This window comes from Winogradskyella sp. 4-2091, assembly GCF_045765065.1.
GTDB lineage: Bacteria > Bacteroidota > Bacteroidia > Flavobacteriales > Flavobacteriaceae > Winogradskyella.
The window spans coordinates 66387-83343 of record NZ_JBJKOD010000005.1; the positions used below are offsets into that span (position 1 = coordinate 66387).

17 protein-coding genes are annotated in these 16957 nt (G+C 33.7%); 6 read left to right on the plus strand and 11 right to left on the minus strand.

Features of this window, described 5'->3' with window-relative positions; genetic code table 11:
- Positions 1-90: 90 nt before the first annotated feature.
- Both ACJBCC_RS08120 and ACJBCC_RS08125 read right to left on the minus strand, forming a co-directional pair.
- Positions 91-1038: a phosphoribosylaminoimidazolesuccinocarboxamide synthase gene (locus tag ACJBCC_RS08120; RefSeq protein ID WP_299101630.1), complete on the minus strand. Its 948-nt coding sequence runs from the start codon at positions 1036-1038 to the stop codon at positions 91-93.
- 140 nt (positions 1039-1178) lie between these two features.
- Entirely contained in the window at positions 1179-2132 is a 954-nt protein-coding gene (locus ACJBCC_RS08125) for a PhoH family protein (RefSeq protein ID WP_299101628.1), read from the minus strand.
- Positions 2133-2254: 122 nt separating this feature from the next.
- Here ACJBCC_RS08125 and ACJBCC_RS08130 point away from each other — a divergent pair, with 122 nt between their 5' ends.
- The 6 genes from ACJBCC_RS08130 (at position 2255) to dnaN (ending at position 7622) form a co-directional block, all read left to right on the plus strand.
- Entirely contained in the window at positions 2255-3106 is an 852-nt protein-coding gene (locus ACJBCC_RS08130) for an S-adenosyl-l-methionine hydroxide adenosyltransferase family protein (protein WP_299101626.1), read from the plus strand.
- Between the two features lie 12 nt (positions 3107-3118).
- Positions 3119-3415 (plus strand): putative quinol monooxygenase, encoded by a 297-nt coding sequence (locus ACJBCC_RS08135; protein ID WP_299101624.1) that lies wholly within the window; start codon positions 3119-3121, stop codon positions 3413-3415.
- A gap of 79 nt (positions 3416-3494) precedes the next feature.
- Entirely contained in the window at positions 3495-4217 is a 723-nt protein-coding gene (gene gldF, locus ACJBCC_RS08140; protein WP_299101622.1) for a gliding motility-associated ABC transporter permease subunit GldF, read from the plus strand.
- A gap of 1 nt (position 4218) precedes the next feature.
- Entirely contained in the window at positions 4219-4716 is a 498-nt protein-coding gene (locus tag ACJBCC_RS08145; RefSeq protein ID WP_299101620.1) for a hypothetical protein, read from the plus strand.
- A complete protein-coding gene (gene gldG, locus ACJBCC_RS08150) occupies positions 4703-6373 on the plus strand; it encodes a gliding motility-associated ABC transporter substrate-binding protein GldG (protein WP_299101618.1) in 1671 nt (556 codons plus the stop codon). The genes ACJBCC_RS08145 and gldG overlap by 14 nt, the downstream gene beginning before the upstream one ends.
- A gap of 130 nt (positions 6374-6503) precedes the next feature.
- Positions 6504-7622: a DNA polymerase III subunit beta gene (dnaN, locus tag ACJBCC_RS08155; RefSeq protein ID WP_299101616.1), complete on the plus strand. Its 1119-nt coding sequence runs from the start codon at positions 6504-6506 to the stop codon at positions 7620-7622.
- 186 nt (positions 7623-7808) lie between these two features.
- On the opposite strand, the gene ACJBCC_RS08160 is transcribed toward dnaN, so the two are convergent.
- The 9 genes from ACJBCC_RS08160 to ACJBCC_RS08200 form a co-directional block, all read right to left on the minus strand.
- Positions 7809-8171: a DUF4870 domain-containing protein gene (locus tag ACJBCC_RS08160; RefSeq protein ID WP_299101613.1), complete on the minus strand. Its 363-nt coding sequence runs from the start codon at positions 8169-8171 to the stop codon at positions 7809-7811.
- Between the two features lie 64 nt (positions 8172-8235).
- Complete coding sequence (locus tag ACJBCC_RS08165; RefSeq protein ID WP_407556903.1) at positions 8236-8445, minus strand: DUF2892 domain-containing protein; 210 nt, start codon at positions 8443-8445, stop codon at positions 8236-8238.
- Between the two features lie 17 nt (positions 8446-8462).
- Entirely contained in the window at positions 8463-8768 is a 306-nt protein-coding gene (locus ACJBCC_RS08170) for a hypothetical protein (protein ID WP_299101611.1), read from the minus strand.
- A 41-nt stretch (positions 8769-8809) separates the two neighbouring features.
- Complete coding sequence (locus ACJBCC_RS08175; protein WP_407556904.1) at positions 8810-12004, minus strand: efflux RND transporter permease subunit; 3195 nt, start codon at positions 12002-12004, stop codon at positions 8810-8812.
- A gap of 56 nt (positions 12005-12060) precedes the next feature.
- On the minus strand, positions 12061-13140 hold the full coding sequence (locus ACJBCC_RS08180) for an efflux RND transporter periplasmic adaptor subunit (RefSeq protein WP_299101608.1): 1080 nt from the start codon (positions 13138-13140) through the stop codon (positions 12061-12063).
- Between the two features lie 54 nt (positions 13141-13194).
- The gene (locus ACJBCC_RS08185) at positions 13195-14502 is read right to left on the minus strand and encodes a TolC family protein (protein WP_299101606.1); all 1308 of its coding nucleotides are present in this window, start codon (positions 14500-14502) and stop codon (positions 13195-13197) included.
- Between the two features lie 180 nt (positions 14503-14682).
- Entirely contained in the window at positions 14683-15153 is a 471-nt protein-coding gene (locus ACJBCC_RS08190) for a hypothetical protein (RefSeq protein ID WP_299101604.1), read from the minus strand.
- A gap of 3 nt (positions 15154-15156) precedes the next feature.
- A complete protein-coding gene (locus ACJBCC_RS08195; protein ID WP_299101603.1) occupies positions 15157-15294 on the minus strand; it encodes a hypothetical protein in 138 nt (45 codons plus the stop codon).
- A gap of 149 nt (positions 15295-15443) precedes the next feature.
- A complete protein-coding gene (locus ACJBCC_RS08200) occupies positions 15444-16901 on the minus strand; it encodes an NAD(P)/FAD-dependent oxidoreductase (protein WP_407556905.1) in 1458 nt (485 codons plus the stop codon).
- Positions 16902-16957: the final 56 nt, after the last annotated feature.

A 16957-nucleotide genomic window follows, 5' to 3' on the forward strand; every position in this document is an offset into this window, starting at 1 on the left:
ACGAGAAATCGCATTCTACCAATAATTCAACAATTATCAACCAAAAATATTATGTGATATCTCACTACCGTTCAACATGACTAAACTCCTCTACTTTAAATACTCTAAAACATTAGCTTCTATTCTACTCTGAATATCTGAAACATCTGCTTTTACAAACTTATCGCCTGTGATGTTTTCGTATAATTCTATATAGCGTTCACTCACAGATTCTATATATTCATCACTCATGAAAGGTACTGTTTGCCCTTCTAATCCTTGAAAATCATTGGCAATTAACCATTGCCTAACAAATTCTTTTGACAATTGCTTTTGTGATTCACCTTTATCTTGACGTTCTTGGTAACCGTCTGCATAGAAATAACGCGAGGAATCTGGTGTATGTATTTCATCTATCAACACAATTTTTCCGTCTTTAGTTTTACCAAATTCATATTTAGTATCTACTAAAATTAATCCTCTTGCTGCTGCGATTTCTGTTCCGCGTTGAAAGAGTTTTTTTGTATAATCTTCTAATACTAAGTAATCTTCTTCAGAAACGATTCCTTTTTTAAGAATGTCTTCTCTAGAAATATCCTCATCATGATCACCCATTTCTGCCTTGGTAGCTGGCGTAATTATTGGCGATGGAAATTTATCGTTTTCCTTCATACCTTCTGGCATTGGCACACCACAAAGCATGCGTTTACCTGCTTTATATTCTCTTGCTGCATGGCCAGACATATAACCACGTATAACCATTTCTACTTTAAAAGGTTCGCATAGATGACCTACAGCTACATTTGGGTCTGGTGTGGCTACTAGCCAATTTGGCACCAAATCTTCGGTTTCCTTCATCATTTTGGTTGCAATTTGGTTTAGAATTTGCCCTTTGTACGGAATTCCTTTTGGCATAACCACATCGAAAGCACTTAAACGGTCTGTGGCAACCATTACTAATTGCTCATTGTTAATATTATAAACGGCTCTTACTTTTCCTTTGTAAAGACTTTTTTGATTTGGAAAATTGAAATTGGTATCTGTTATAGTATTGTTCATTTTCTGTTAGCTTTTAGCTACTAGTGTGTTTTGATTATTAATAGTTGGGTTAAGCCCTAGCCCAGATTGAAGCGGCATCCTTTTTTGCCATTAAAAGCAAAAAAGATATAGCGGAAAGCTGGAAATAGCTTCTAAAAAAATTAATCTCTGTTTTCTATACTTTTATAGGCTGCAATGACTTTTTTAACGAGTTTATGACGAATGACGTCTTTATCATCTAAATAAATCATGCCAATACCTTCGACATCTTTTAGTACCAAAAGTGCTTCTTTTAGTCCAGAAATAGAACGACGCGGTAAATCTACTTGGCCTGGATCACCTGTTAAAAGGAACTTTGCGTTTTTGCCCATACGTGTTAAAAACATCTTCATTTGGGCGTGTGTGGTGTTCTGCCCTTCGTCTAAAATAACAAAGGCATTATCTAAGGTACGACCACGCATAAAGGCTAATGGTGCGATTTGAATGACACCTTTTTCTATATAGCTGTCTAGTTTTTCTGCCGGAATCATATCACGCAAGGCATCATACAAAGGTTGCATGTATGGATCTAGTTTTTCTTTTAAATCGCCAGGTAAAAATCCTAAATTCTCGCCTGCTTCTACTGCAGGACGTGTTAAAATAATTCGCTTTACTTCTTTATTTTTTAATGCTTTTACGGCCAATGCAACACCTGTATAAGTCTTACCCGTACCTGCTGGTCCTATAGCAAAAACCATATCGCTTTTACGCATGCTTTCTACCAACTTGCGCTGATTTGCAGTTTGTGCTTTTATGAGTTTTCCACCAACACCATGTACTATAACTTCGCCACTTTTTGCGGATGTTGCGTAATCATCACTGCTTTGACTTGTGAGGACGCGCTCTATTACATTCTCATCTAACTTATTATACTTTGCAAAGTGCTTAATTAGCATGGTCATTCTGCGATCAAACTCTTCTAATAAATCTTCGTCACCATAGGCTTTTATTTTATTGCCTCTGGCTACAATTTTTAGTTTTGGAAAATACTTTTTAAGTAGTGCAATATTTGCATTTTGTGCACCGAAGAATTCTTTTGGTGTGATTTCTTCGAGTTCTAGTATAAGTTCGTTCAAAAGCGTGCTTTATTTAATGCGTTAATCTCTTTTCTTTTCTTAATTTTGTACAACAAGGTGTGTACACACAAAGCTAATAATTTTACAATCACAATTCTTAAAAAAATATCAACAATCAATCCATGGCAATAATCACTTTAACGACTGATTTTGGAGAAAAAGATCACTTTGTTGGCGCTATAAAAGGTGCTATTTTTAGTGAACTTGAGCAGATAAATATTGTAGATATTTCGCATTCTATTTCGCCTTTTAATATTTCTGAAGCAGCTTATATAATACAAAATGCGTACAGTAGTTTTCCTAAAGGAACGATTCATTTAATAGGAATAGATTCTGAGTTAAGCCCTGAAAACAAGCATATTGCAATTAAATTAGACGACCATTACTTTATATGCGCCAATAATGGTATTATGAGTATGATTTGTAACGAAATTGTACCTGAGAAATTGGTAGAAATAAACATCCATGATAGGGTTGAAACCAACTTCCCTGTTTTAGATATCTTTGTAAAGGTTGCCTGCCATATTGCTCGTGGTGGAACCTTAGATGTGATAGGAAAAGTTATTAACACTATTAAACCAATTAAAAATTTAATTCCGTTTGTAAACGACGAACAAAACCAAATTATAGGCAGTGTTATTTATATTGACAATTACGGAAATGTAGTGACTAATATAAAGCGGCAATTTTTTGAAAATATTCAAAAAGGAAGAACTTACGAAGTGTTTGCTCGTAATCATAAATTTAAAAAAATACACAACAAATTTAGCGATATAGTAAATTTTGATATTGAAGAATCTAAACGCGATGTAGAAGGTAATGGCTTGGTTGTTTTTAATTCTTCGGGTTATATTGAAATAGCAGTTTATAAAAGCAATTGCACAACCGTAGGTGGCGCATCTACTTTAATGGGATTAAAATCTATGGATACCGTAACCATTAATTTTATAAAAAGACCTTCTATTCTACAATAAGTAAATTGAGATATGTTAGTAAGAATTGTAAAACTGAGTTTTGAACCGACAAAAATTGAAGAATTCTTGGCTAATTTTGAAACTGTAAAGGATAAGATTAGGAATTTTGAAGGTTGTAATTTTTTAGAATTATACAGAGACCAGAATAATACCAACATCTTTTTTACGTATAGTTATTGGAATTCTGAAAACGATTTAAATAATTACAGACATTCTGATTTATTTAAAACCGTTTGGTCTAAAACTAAACCTTTGTTTAACGGAAAACCTGAAGCTTGGAGTGTGGATAAATTAGCTTCGCTTGAATAGCTGTTAGAAAAAAGTTAAAAAACACTGAATACTGAATACTGAATACTGAATACTGAATACTGAATACTGAATTTAAAATATGTTAGCAATACTTAAAAAAGAAATAAACACCTTTTTCGCCTCGCCAATTGGCTATTTAGTGATTGGTGTATTTTTATTACTCAATGGTTTATTCCTTTGGGTTTTTAAAGGCGAATTCAATATTTTAGATAGTGGACAAGCGAGTTTATCATCGTTCTTTTTATTAGCACCATGGATTCTTATTTTCCTAGTACCTGCAGTAACCATGCGTAGTTTTAGTGATGAGAAAAAACAAGGGACTTTAGAGCTATTAGTAACCAAGCCTATTTCACATTTTCAAATTGTACTTGGTAAATATTTTGGTGCATTTGTATTGATTATTATGGCTTTGATACCAACCTTGCTCTATGTATACACGGTTTCTCAATTAGGAAATCCTAAAGGTAATTTAGATATGGGAAGTACCATTGGGTCTTACTTTGGGCTTTTGTTTTTAGTTGGTGCTTACACAGCGATTGGTGTCTTTGCTTCTACACTATCAGACAATCAAATTGTAGCATTTATTATAGCTGTTTTTATATGTTTCTTTTTCTATTTTGGTTTTGAAGGATTATCTAATTATAACGTTTTTGGAGACCTTATTTATATGGAAAACCTTGGTATGTCTGCGCATTACAACAGCATGAGTCGTGGTGTTATAGATACTAGAGATTTAATCTATTTTATTAGTATTGCTTTAGCCTTCTTATTGTTTACAAAACTTAGAATCCAAAAACAATAGTATGATAATTACTCCACTTTTAGTTATATTTTTAGTCTTCGTTTTTGTCTTATTGTTTTTGTTTTTTAATACTGTAGACAAGCGTAAATGGCTCACAGCTATTATCAGTTTAGTGGCTACGCCATTTGTTTTTTTCTATATGTTTTATCCATTTTTAAATATTATTAGTAATTACCATCATCAAAAATATTTTGATAGAGAAGCTTGGGTCGAAAATCCTGCGCTACGTTACGAAATGATAGATCACACCATTGAATCTGATACACTCATTGGTGTTTCAAAACAAGACATAGCCACACTTTTAGGCAATGCAGAATGGCTTAGTTGGGATGAAGCTAATAAAAGACACGATTCTAATAAGTGGAACTATGGCATTGGAATAGAACCTGGTGCTTTTAACGACCAACAAGAACGCGTAGAAATTATATTTAAAGATGATAAAGTCATCGCTATAAAACCTTATCAAGAAGAAATAACCTTCGAGAATGAAAAAAAATAAAACTATACTATATATCGTAGCCATTATCATCGGACTCGTAATTGTAAATGCAATATCGAGCTCAGTGTATCAACGCTTCGATTTAACTAAAGACCATCGTTACACACTTTCGGATGTTTCAAAATCATTAATTAGTGATTTAGATTCGCCTTTAGTAATCGATGTGTTTTTAGAAGGCGATTTTCCTTCAGAATTTAGATTGCTTCAAACGGAAGTGAAACAGATGGTTGAAGAATTTCAATTAGAATCTAAACAGATTTTTGTCAATTACATTGATCCTGTAAAGGATGAAGCCACACGACAGCAATACATCGAAGAACTTACAAATGCTGGTTTAGAACCATATATAAATACCGATAATAGCACTGGGAAAGTGACGCAAGATATTATTTTTCCTTGGGCTTTTGCAAGCTACAAAGACCAAACTTTAAAAATTCCGCTTTTAAAACGAAGCATTACACTTGGTTTGCCAGAACAGATTAATAATTCAGTACAATCTTTAGAATATGCTTTTGCGGACGGATTTAGTAAATTGGTTAAAGCAAAAGAAAAGAAGATTGCCATCTTAAAAGGAAATGGTCAGTTAGGCGATATTTACATTGCAGATTTTCTAAAAACAATAAAGCCTTATTACAACTTGGCGCAATTCACTTTAGATAGTGTGGCTACCAATCCACAAGGGACTCTCGAGAAGTTAGAACAATACGATTTAATTGTTTCTGCGAAACCAAGTATTGCTTTTTCTGAAAATGAAAAACTAGTGTTAGACCAATATACCATGAATGGTGGAAAAAGTCTTTGGCTTACAGAATCTGTTGTGATGGATAAAGATAGTTTGTACAATGCCACAGGAACTGGTGTTTCTATTATGCGCGATTTAAAGTTGAATGATTTCTTCTTTAAATACGGTGTTCGTGTTAACCCTACTTTAGTAAAAGACCTATACTCTGCTCCTATTATGTTATCTATTGGTGAAGGTAGTCAGGCACAAATGCAACCCATACAATGGCAATACTCGCCATTGGCTGCCTCTAATCCAAATCATCCTATTACCAAGAATTTAAACTTAGTAAAGTTCGATTTTGCCAGTCCGATTGACACCTTAAAAAATGGCATTAAAAAATCCATATTATTACAAAGTTCTCCTAAATCTAAAACGGAAGGTGCACCAACAACAATTTCATTGGCAAACGTCACGCTAGCACCCGATGAAGAAAATTACAATTTAGGCCCTCAGAATTTAGCAGTTTTATTAGAAGGAGAATTTACGTCTGTGTACGACAAACGTGTATTACCCTTCAAGGTTAAGAACTATAAATCTAAAAGTACAGCAACTAAAATGGTTGTAATTTCTGACGGAAACGTTGCTAAAAATGAAGTTATAAAGAATAGACCTCTTGAATTAGGCTTTGATCAAATGACAGGAAAATCGTTTGGTAACAAGGAATTTCTTCTTAATACAGTGAACTATCTTTTAGATGACACAGGACTTATAAACATAAGAGCCAAGGAAATTACAGTCGCATTTTTAAATGCAGATGAAGTAAAGGAAAGTAAGGGTACTTGGCAATTTATTAATATAGCCTTGCCACTCATACTTTTAGGTTTATTTGGTTTTGCCTTCAACTATTTAAGAAAACGAAAATACGCATCTTAAAATTCTAGCGAAGGTTTGTTACGAATTGTGTATTCTTAAGCCTAATTTGTTAATAAGTTTGTTTTATAAAACCCATCTATTAAGATATATTTGTAAGACCAATTAAAAGTATTAAACACATATATTTAGTATGAAATTTATTGTTTCAAGCACATATTTATTAAAGCAACTCCAAGTATTAGGAGGCGTTATTAATAACAGTAATACACTTCCTATTTTAGATAATTTTCTATTTGAACTGAGCCAATCGAAATTAACGATTTCGGCGAGTGATTTAGAAACAACAATGTCTGCAACGATTGATGTAGAAAGTGATTCTGAAGGTAGCATTGCTTTACCAGCACGTTTACTATTAGATACGTTGAAGACATTTCCTGAGCAACCTTTAACGTTTGTAGTTGAAGAAAACAATACTGTTGAAATTAGCTCTAATCATGGTAAATATGCTTTAGCTTATGCTGATGGTGCAGAATTCCCAAATGCAGTTTCTATTGAAGATGCAAGTACAACAACGATAATGGGAGACATTTTAGCCACAGCAATTAGTAAAACTATTTTTGCAGCTGGTAATGATGATTTAAGACCTGTAATGAGTGGTGTATTCTTTCAATTTTCTCAAGATAACTTAACATTTGTAGCTACAGATGCTCACAAGTTGGTAAAGTATACTAGAAACGATGTTAGTGCTACCGAAACGGCAGAATTCATTATGCCTAAGAAACCTTTAAATCTTTTAAAAGGTATTTTAGCAGGAAGTGATGATGATGTCTTGGTGGAATATAATGAATCTAATGCTAAGTTTACTTTTGAAAACTCAGTATTAATTTGTCGTTTAATTGATGGGAAATACCCTAATTACGAAGCCGTAATACCTAAAGAGAATCCAAATAAATTAGTAATAGACAGAACACAATTTTTAAACTCTGTTCGTCGTGTTAGTATTTTCTCTAACAAAACAACACACCAAATTAGACTTAAAATTGCTGGTGCTGAATTAAATATCTCTGCTGAAGATATCGATTACTCTAACAAGGCTGAAGAACGTTTAACTTGTGATTATCAAGGTGACGATATGCAAATTGGTTTTAACTCACGTTTCCTTACTGAAATGATTAACAATTTAAGTTCAGATAACGTACAGTTAGAAATGAGCTTACCAAACAGAGCAGGAATCTTAACACCAATTGATGGTTTAGATGAAGGTGAGCATGTAACTATGCTTGTTATGCCAGTGATGCTTAACTCATAATCTAATTACTGCGAAGGCAGAAATCTCTAACAAAGAGATGAATAAATTATATAAAAAAAACACTCATTTGATTGAGTGTTTTTTTTTGCGTTAATAATAATCATTATTAAAAGAGATTCTGGCCTATACTGGAATAAAAAAGGCTCATCAAACGATGAGCCTTTCTATTTCCATTTCTTTTAATAACTAACTAACAAAATTAATAGACAATGGATAGCTAGGTAATTCTCCATTACTAGCTTTTATAGCATTTACAATCGGCATTACAAATGCTAAGATTGCGACTAATATTAAGATTAAAATTCCCAATCCAAGAGCAAAGATTAAAGGAATACTTATTAATGAATAAACAACAAGACTTAATTGAAAGTTTAAAATAGATTTCCCGTGCTCATCCATACCCTCTACCTGTTCTTTCTGTGTTACCCACAGAATTAATGGGGCAATTAGTCCACCAAAACCTGTGACATACGTTAGTAACTGAGATAAATGTGTTATGACTAATAATTGATTGTCTGTGCGTTTAAGCGTGTGGTAATTTGATTCCATAATTGATGATTTTACACCTATAGGACGCAACCAAATATAATTTGTTACATTCTATAACATAAAATTAACAAGAGGAACAACTTCCACCTTCTTTCTTAACTCCTAGCCTCACTAAAATAGTTTCTAGTAAGCACCATTTGGTAAATGCGGACTGTATTAAGTTGACACCAATAAATACTGTAAACCACATCCAATACGGACTTACATAAACAGAAAATACTACACTTAATAATACCATTGTACCAACGATGACTCTGAAATAAGTATTTAACATTTTAATTAATTTTTAAATTATATATATGTCTCAATAGGAACCACAACCGCTTTAATAGGATTGTTCGATTCTAAATTTTCATTAAACACTTTTAACAATTCGAATAACGCATCAATGTTTCCATCCTCAGCAAACGAAAAAAACAAACGTGATTCGTTACCAAATTGCTCGCCAGGAAACCAACTTGAAGCCATCGTTATTGATGGCCTATTTTTATGACCATCAATATCAGAACTACTTAGATTCTGAATATTGGCTTTCTTAAAAAGCTTCAACACTTCTTTTTGATATTCTTCTACTGCTGTAACTATGACTAATTTCATTTCTTTGTTTTTTGTCATTCTGAACTTGCTTCAGAATCTCATTATTTATAATTCTTTTTCTCTATCATGTAATAAACCAATGGTACAACTAACAAAGTCAATACAGTAGATACAATAGTTCCTCCCATTAATGAGATAGCTAATCCTTGGAAAATGGGGTCAAACAAAATCACAAATGCTCCAATAACAACCGTTCCTGCCGTAAGTAATATTGGTGTAGTTCTAACCGCTCCAGCTTCAATTGCTGCTTGTTTAATTGGCACGCCTTCTTCTATTCTTAAGTTGATAAAGTCAATTAATAAAACTGAATTTCTAACCATAATTCCGGCTAATGCAATCATTCCTATAAAGGATGTTGCCGTAAAAAACGCTCCCATAATCCAGTGCCCTAGAATAATTCCGATTAATGACAACGGAATTGCCACCATCATAACCACTGGTGCTTTAAAGTTTTGAAACCATCCAACAATTAAAATATAGATTAAGATAATGGCTCCTAAAAAGGCGATTCCTAAATCTCTAAAGACTTCTAATGTAATTTGCCATTCGCCATCCCATTTTACAGTATAATCATCTTCAAATTCGGGCTGACCTAAATACATTTCGTTCATCTCGTAACCTTTTGGTAATGGAATTTCTTTCAACTTTTTCTCCATTCCTAAAATTGCATACGCAGGACTTTCTAATTCTCCAGCCATATCTGCCATGACATAAACCACACGTTTCTGGTTTTTGTGATAAATACTTTTTGCTGCTGTTGTTTCAGAAATATCTACCAAATCTGAAATAGGAACCATATTTCCCATTTTAGATTTAACCTTCAATTGTGAAATATCTGTAATCGTAGATTTTTCCTTTTCGTCTAAAGCCAACACCAAACCAATTTGGTTTACTGCATCTTCATCATAAATGTTGGTAATCGCTCTGTTAGATAAAGCCATATTCATAGTGTAGGCAATTTGCTGCGGTGCCACACCATATAACATTGCTTTTTCTTTGTTAATGTCAAATTGATATTCGGTTTGGTCATCTTCAACCATCCAATCAATATCTACCACATCATCTGTGTTTTTCAGAATGTCTTGAACATGGTTTGCAACTTTAATTTGCTCATCGTAATCTGGTCCATAAACTTCAGCAACAATAGTCGATAACACTGGTGGTCCTGGTGGCACTTCCACCAACTTCACATTCGCGTTGTATTTTGCTGCAATTTTCTGAATATCTGGACGAAGTAATTTTGCAATATCATGACTCTGCGCAGAACGGTCTTCTTTAGACAATAAATTCACTTGAATATCAGCCATATTGCTTCCACCACGCAAATCGAAATGACGAACCAAACCGTTAAAGGTTATTGGTGCAGACGTCCCAACATAGTTTTGATAATTAACAACTTCTGGTCTGTTAGATAAATACTGTGAAATCTCTTGAGCAACAACTCCTGTTCTTTCAAGCGTTGTTCCTTCAGGCATATCAATAACCACCTGGAATTCATTCTTATTATCAAAAGGCAACATTTTTACAGCTACCGAATTTGTAAAAAACAATACCATAGTTCCCATTAATACGGCAAAAGTTCCTAATAAAAATAACCAACGCTTTCCTTTACTTTCTAAAAGTGGTCTTTCAAACTTGTTGTAAACTCTGTAAATAAACGTGTCTTCTACTGCTTTTTCTGGTTTTTCTTCAGCACCTTTTTTGTCTTTTTCTCTTAAGAAAATATAACCCAAATATGGTGTAATGGTTAAGGCGACAAATAAAGATAAAATCATCGCAATAGAAGCTCCAATTGGCATTGGTGCCATATATGGTCCCATTAAACCAGAAACAAAAGCCATTGGTAATACCGAAGCAATTACTGTAAATGTTGCTAAAATGGTTGGGTTTCCCACTTCGTTAATGGCATATAAAGCCGCTTGTTTAAACGGCAAGCGTTTCATTTTAAAATGCCTATGCATATTTTCGGCAATAATAATGGAATCATCGACGACGATTCCTGTTACAAATACTAACGCGAAAAGTGTGATTCGGTTAAGCGTGTAATCCATCATATAATAACTCAACAGAGTTAGTGCAAACGTAATTGGTACAGATAAAAACACCACTAATCCACCTCGCCATCCCATAGCTAACATCACTACAATTGTAACCGCAACAATAGAACCTATAAGGTGTAACAATAATTCTGATACTTTATGAGACGCTGTTTCTCCATAGTTTCTTGTAATTTCTACATGAACATCATCCGGAATTAAACTGCTTCGCAAATGCTCTAACTTATCTATAATAACTTCTGCAATTTTCATTGCATCTGCACCTTTTCGCTTAGCAACAGAAATAGTAACAGCAGGATATTCAGACTTATATTTGGCAGAAGCTTCACTCCCTTTTCCAAAGCCTAAACTCACATAATTTTGAGGCACTTCTGGTCCATCAATAATCTTCGCCACTTGCTTTAAATAAATAGGCTGACTTTGTTGCACACCAACTACTAAGTTTTCGACATCTGTCACTGAGGCTAAAAACTTCCCAGTATTTACAAGGAATTCCGTATCACTTTTATCAAAACTTCCAGCACTTAATTGACTGTTGTTGGCTTTAATCATTTCAGAAACCGACAGAAAATCTAATCCGCTTGCTGCTAATTTATCTTTATCTAAAACCACTCGCAACTGACGGTCTCTTCCTCCAATTTTATGCGTAATCGCAACATCGTTTACCTTTTTAATTTCGGCCTCTAACTCTTGAGCCATTTGGTTTAATTGGTAATCGTCGTAATTCTCACTCCACAAGGTTAAACCCAACATTGGCACATCGTCAATCGCTCTCGTTTTCACTAACGGAAACGTAACACCAGCAGGCATTTGGTCCATGTGTTTATTAATTTCGTTGTACATTTTTACAAACGAACGTTCAATATCTTCGCCAACATAAAATTGCACGATAACCATACCTTGCTCTTTCATCGACGTTGAATACACATATTCTACACCTTTAATATTCGAAATTAATTGCTCTAACGGCTTAATCACTCGCGACTCCACTTCCGTAGGACTAGCTCCAGGATAACCAACAAAAATATCTGCCATTGGCACATCAATTTGCGGCTCTTCCTCACGCGGAATTAAAAACGAACTATAAACACCAACCACCATAAACACAATCATTAACAACACGGTTAACTTAGACTGCATAAAGACTTTGGCGATTTTTCCTGCGATACCTTCTTTCATAATTGGCCCCTTTTAATTTCCCCAGAGGAGAAAAACTGTTACGAGTTATTTTTTAGTTATTGAATTGAAATTTTAGCTCCGTTATATAGTTTTCCTTCTGCAGAAACGATATAAGCTTCATCTGCATTTAAACCAGATAATACTTCTACTTGATTTCCAAAAGTTCTACCCAAACGTAACCAACGTAACATGGCTGTATTACTTTGGCTTGGTGTATATATGCCAGATAATTGTCCGTTGGTTACAATAGCTTCAGTTGGTACTAAAACCATTGCAGTTTTTGCTTTTCTTTCCACCGGAAATTGAACTGTTGTAAACATGCCTGATAAAATTTTGGCTTCTGTTTTATCTAAATCTATTTTTACCAAATATTGTCCACCTGTATTTTTCGCAGATGTACTTATTTCTGTCACTTTTCCTTTGATAGTTTGGTTAATAGATTTTACCAAAACATCTACAGTTGTTCCTTTTTTAATTTCAGAAATTTCAGACTCTGGTACCATCGCCATGACTTCAAAAGCACCTGGTGTTTCAATACTAATTAATGGAACTCCTGGATTCGCCATGTTTCCAGCTTCTACATTTTTACTAGTAACTGTTCCGCTAAAAGGCGCCGTGATATTACTGTAAGTAAACTGTGCGTTCACTTCGTTTTTCATTTGGTTAGCAGATTCTAATCTTGCTTTTGCCATTTCAAAATTTGCCGTCATATCATCCATTTCTTTTTGTGATGCACTATTGTCTGCAAACAAATTTTTAAAACGGTTGTAATCTTTTTGTGCATTATTAAAAGCAGCTGTTGCTTCAGTGATTCCTGCGCTAACTTGCGCTCTTTTGGCTTGTAAATCGCTATTATTAATAGACACTAATAATTGCCCTTTATGTACTATATCGCCTACATTTACGTGAACTATATTAACGTAACCCATCATTCTAGTACTTAAATCTGCACTATTTGTAGCTTGAATTTTACCACTAACCGCTAAAAATGGACTATTACTATTGGCTTCCACCTGACTTGTTTTTACAACAATTGCTGGCGAATTATCTTCAACGGTTTTCTTGTCTTCACTTCCGCAGCTGGTTACAAAAAATGCTGTTGCTGTAAGCGTTAGTAAATAAATATATTTTTTCATTTTGATTGTTTTTATGTTGGTACCTACAAGGTTTCGGAAACCTTGCAGGAAAAATTATTCTTTTGTTAAAAATTGTAAGTACGCTTGCGCGTAATTATATTCGAAAATGGTTTGGTAATATTCTAATTGCTTCTGAGCAAACTGAGTCTCAGCAATCAGTAAATCCGATGTTTTTTCTAAGCCTTCTTTAAATCTGTTGGTTCTAATTCTAAGAGATTCTTCGGACTGCTCTAAAGCTAAACTGTTTAATTTCAATTTGTTTTCAGCATCAATAAAAGCACGTTTTGCTTTATTCAATTCTAGATTACTTTGTGATACATATTGTTTGTATTCTAATTTCGATTTTTCGAATTCCGATTTACTTTTTTGTGATTTTCCAAATCGTTTAGATCCTTGAAAAATATCCCAACTCAATTGTGCACCAAATAAATAGCCATTAGCATCACCTTGAAAAATTTGGTCGTCGTATAGCTCGTAGCTTCCAAAAGCATTTAATCTTGGTAAGAATGCCATTTTATCTGCTTTGCTCATTGCTTCATATGCATTAGAAGCTAATTGCATTGCCTTTATATCCGAACGGTTTTTAGAAATTGATTGATCTTCAACTGTAGTTGCAGAAACAACTAATTCATCAGTTGGCGTATAAACTACATAGGTGTCATCATTCATTAAAAATGATAAGTAATTGGAAGCGTTTTGCAGATTACTTTTTGCTGACTGTAACTGGTTTAGTACTTCTGTAACTCTAACTTCAACATTCAACACATCTGCACGTTGCAAATACCCTTGTTTTAGACTATTATCTGCTAATCTTTTATTTGCATTTGCAGCTTCTAATGCTGTTTCCAAAACATCAACCGCTTTGTAAGCTAATTGTAATTGCATATATGCTTTTTCTACTTCAAACGCTAAATAATCTTGTATGCGTTCAGTTTTTAAAGCCATCGCCTCCATTTTAGATTTGGCTGCTTTACGCTGAAACATACCATCCATGTTGATTAATGGCTGTTGAATTTCGAATTTAGTCGCATAATTTTCAATTTGCGATGGGTCGTTTAACAAAGCCGGATTAAAATCGCTTGCTGTTAAAATTTCCTGATTCAATTTAGAACCAAAAGCCATTAACGGATTAGTTGTTGCCAGTGCTGTATGACTAGCCGTTATGTTTGGTAAAAACACTGCGTTTGTTTGTCTAAAATCTGCTTTAGCTTGATTAAAATCTTCTTCAGAAATCTTAATGCTTGTGTTATTTTCTGAAACTTTCGTTAAGACTTCTGATTTAGTAATTGTAACTGATTCTTGTGCATTAATTAAAATACCTAAAAGCAAAAAAGAAATCATTAATAAATGTGATATTTTCATCAGTGTTATTATTTGTTCTGACAAAAATAGATTGAAGAAAAATAATAGTTAGTAACAAAGGTTACCTAATGCCATTTCTTCCATTACTACTGGGTATAACAAAGAAGAGCGTTCATTAAAAAAATAAACGCTCTTCAATAACCAACCAAAAACTGATAACCACATCAGTTAATTTTTATATTACTGCTTATATGTTGCATGACACTGCACACAGTAATTTATTGTATTTGATAAAGCAACTAATGCTTTTTCTCTATTTCTTTCTTTAAAAATTTCACTCATTTTATCTGCACTTTTATGAAATTCTAAACCCATATTTTCGAAACCTTTATCTCCAAATGAGGCACACATCAATTTCATTTCGGTAGTAGATCCTAACTTTGTGTATGCTATTTCTGAAGCTTTATCGTAATCTTCTCTAGACAACAAAAGTGTAATTTCTTGCACAGCTTCTAAATGACTCCTCATATTAGAGAGTTGATGGTTTTTCTGCATTGGATTTAGATCTAGCGATATACGGCCATCATCAATTGGTGTTGGTTCTACAAATATCGTTTCAACCTTTACTGGTATTTCCTTCGAAGTTTCATTTTTACAAGAATGAATCCCTATAAAACTTAACCCTAAAATTGCTATAATTATCTTTCTCATATATTATTTTGAATTTTCTCTTGTTCCACCATGTCCACCAGCTACAATAACCATAATTTTTATACTTAAAATTATAAATTTGAAAAACTGGAGAAACGGATTCATCATTCTAAAACGCATTCTTGGTGATATTCTTTTCATGATAATATAATATGTAATTACTAATTAATTGTTGTTTATTCGTTTTAAATACTAGAAAAACACCTCTAAAGTCCCTATAAGGGGACACTACTCCTATGTGATTAATCATTGTTAAAATTATTCCTATATCTAAACTCTTAGGATAAAAACTACTCTGGAATCAACCACCAAAATGGTTTCATTTTTGCCTTGTAAATAAAGGCGTAATGCAACATTAATTTTAGCCAATGACCAGCAAGACCAATAGATCCGAAAGTTTTACCCAAATGTCTTCCATGAGAATCAGGATATTTTTCAAAATCTGGAACTATAGGATATGTGGTAATGCTTACGCCACTTCCTTTCCAAAAACCAAATCCTGCTGAAGCTATACAAGCGGCTCCCATATTCCCCATTGACCCTTTATGATGTAAATTTTCTTTGCCGTTTTTAATACTATCGATAATATTATCAGCTACTAATTTTGCTGTAATTCCTGATGGCATTCCTGTTCTAGGTGGTGCCGGAAAAATAGCTGTTCCATTTTTACTTAGTCTAGGTTTAGAGATCGTATGTGGTGGCGCAAACGCAATTCCTGGCGCAAAAACATTTTTATAACTTGGATTTTGATAGGTTTCTGGCCAATCTTGTACTCTCCATTCTTCATAAGGTTTTGCCGTATAATCTGCATCAACGATCATAAACCCATTAAAAAGTTTTTCTGTAATGTCCTCGTTGTTTTTACCATATGCCTTAAACCCATGGCCAGAAAATGCAGGAATTAACATCGCAAAATCATAAGATTCTGTTTTATAATCGCCATCTAAAGTTTCATAATGTGCTAATCCATCTTCGATTTTATTTACGCCTGAACCTAAAATCCATTTAATGTCTCTGTCTTCAAAAATCATTTCAACAAGCTCACTAGATTTCATTATCATGTCTCCATAACTCATTAACATGCCATCCATTCCAAAATCACCTAGCTCATACTCATTAGAAATCCAAGTGATTTCTGCCATATCTCGAACATTATGCTTTCTAAGTTCTTGCTCCACATTTAATATGTACTCAAACGCCGCTCCTTGACATGTGGACTTAGCGTGACCTGTACCTATTAAAATTTTTGCTTTTATTCCTTTTTTCATTTGTTGAATGACTTCATTCAACCCTTCCCAAGCGTGGTCTGCATGTGTATAAGTACAAACTGAATAGGTTTTATTCTTTCCTGGTATTAAGCCCTCTGTAGCTTCAAAATTTAATTTTGGCCCTGTCGCATTTATTAAGTAATCGTATGTTATTTTTTCTTGTTGTCCTTTGTTATTTCCTGCAACATATTCTGACAAAACATATGGTTTTAGCTCTGTTTTATTGCCTTCTGGGTGAAACGAAATGGCCTTAGCTTGTTTATAGCTTATACCTTTCTTTTTATATAAAGGTGCAAGTGGAAACAAGATTTTTTCAGACTTCATTCTACCAATACCAACCCAAATATTGGATGGAATCCATTGATAATTACTGTTAGGTGATACAACGACAACGTCGTGTTGTTTAGATAATTTTCTACGTAAATGTGTTGCAGCAACATGACCAGAAATACCTGCTCCTAAAATGACAATTTTAGACATGACTATTAGTTTTCATTAAAGGTACTCTGCTTTAATGAGCTCGATAGTAACTTTAG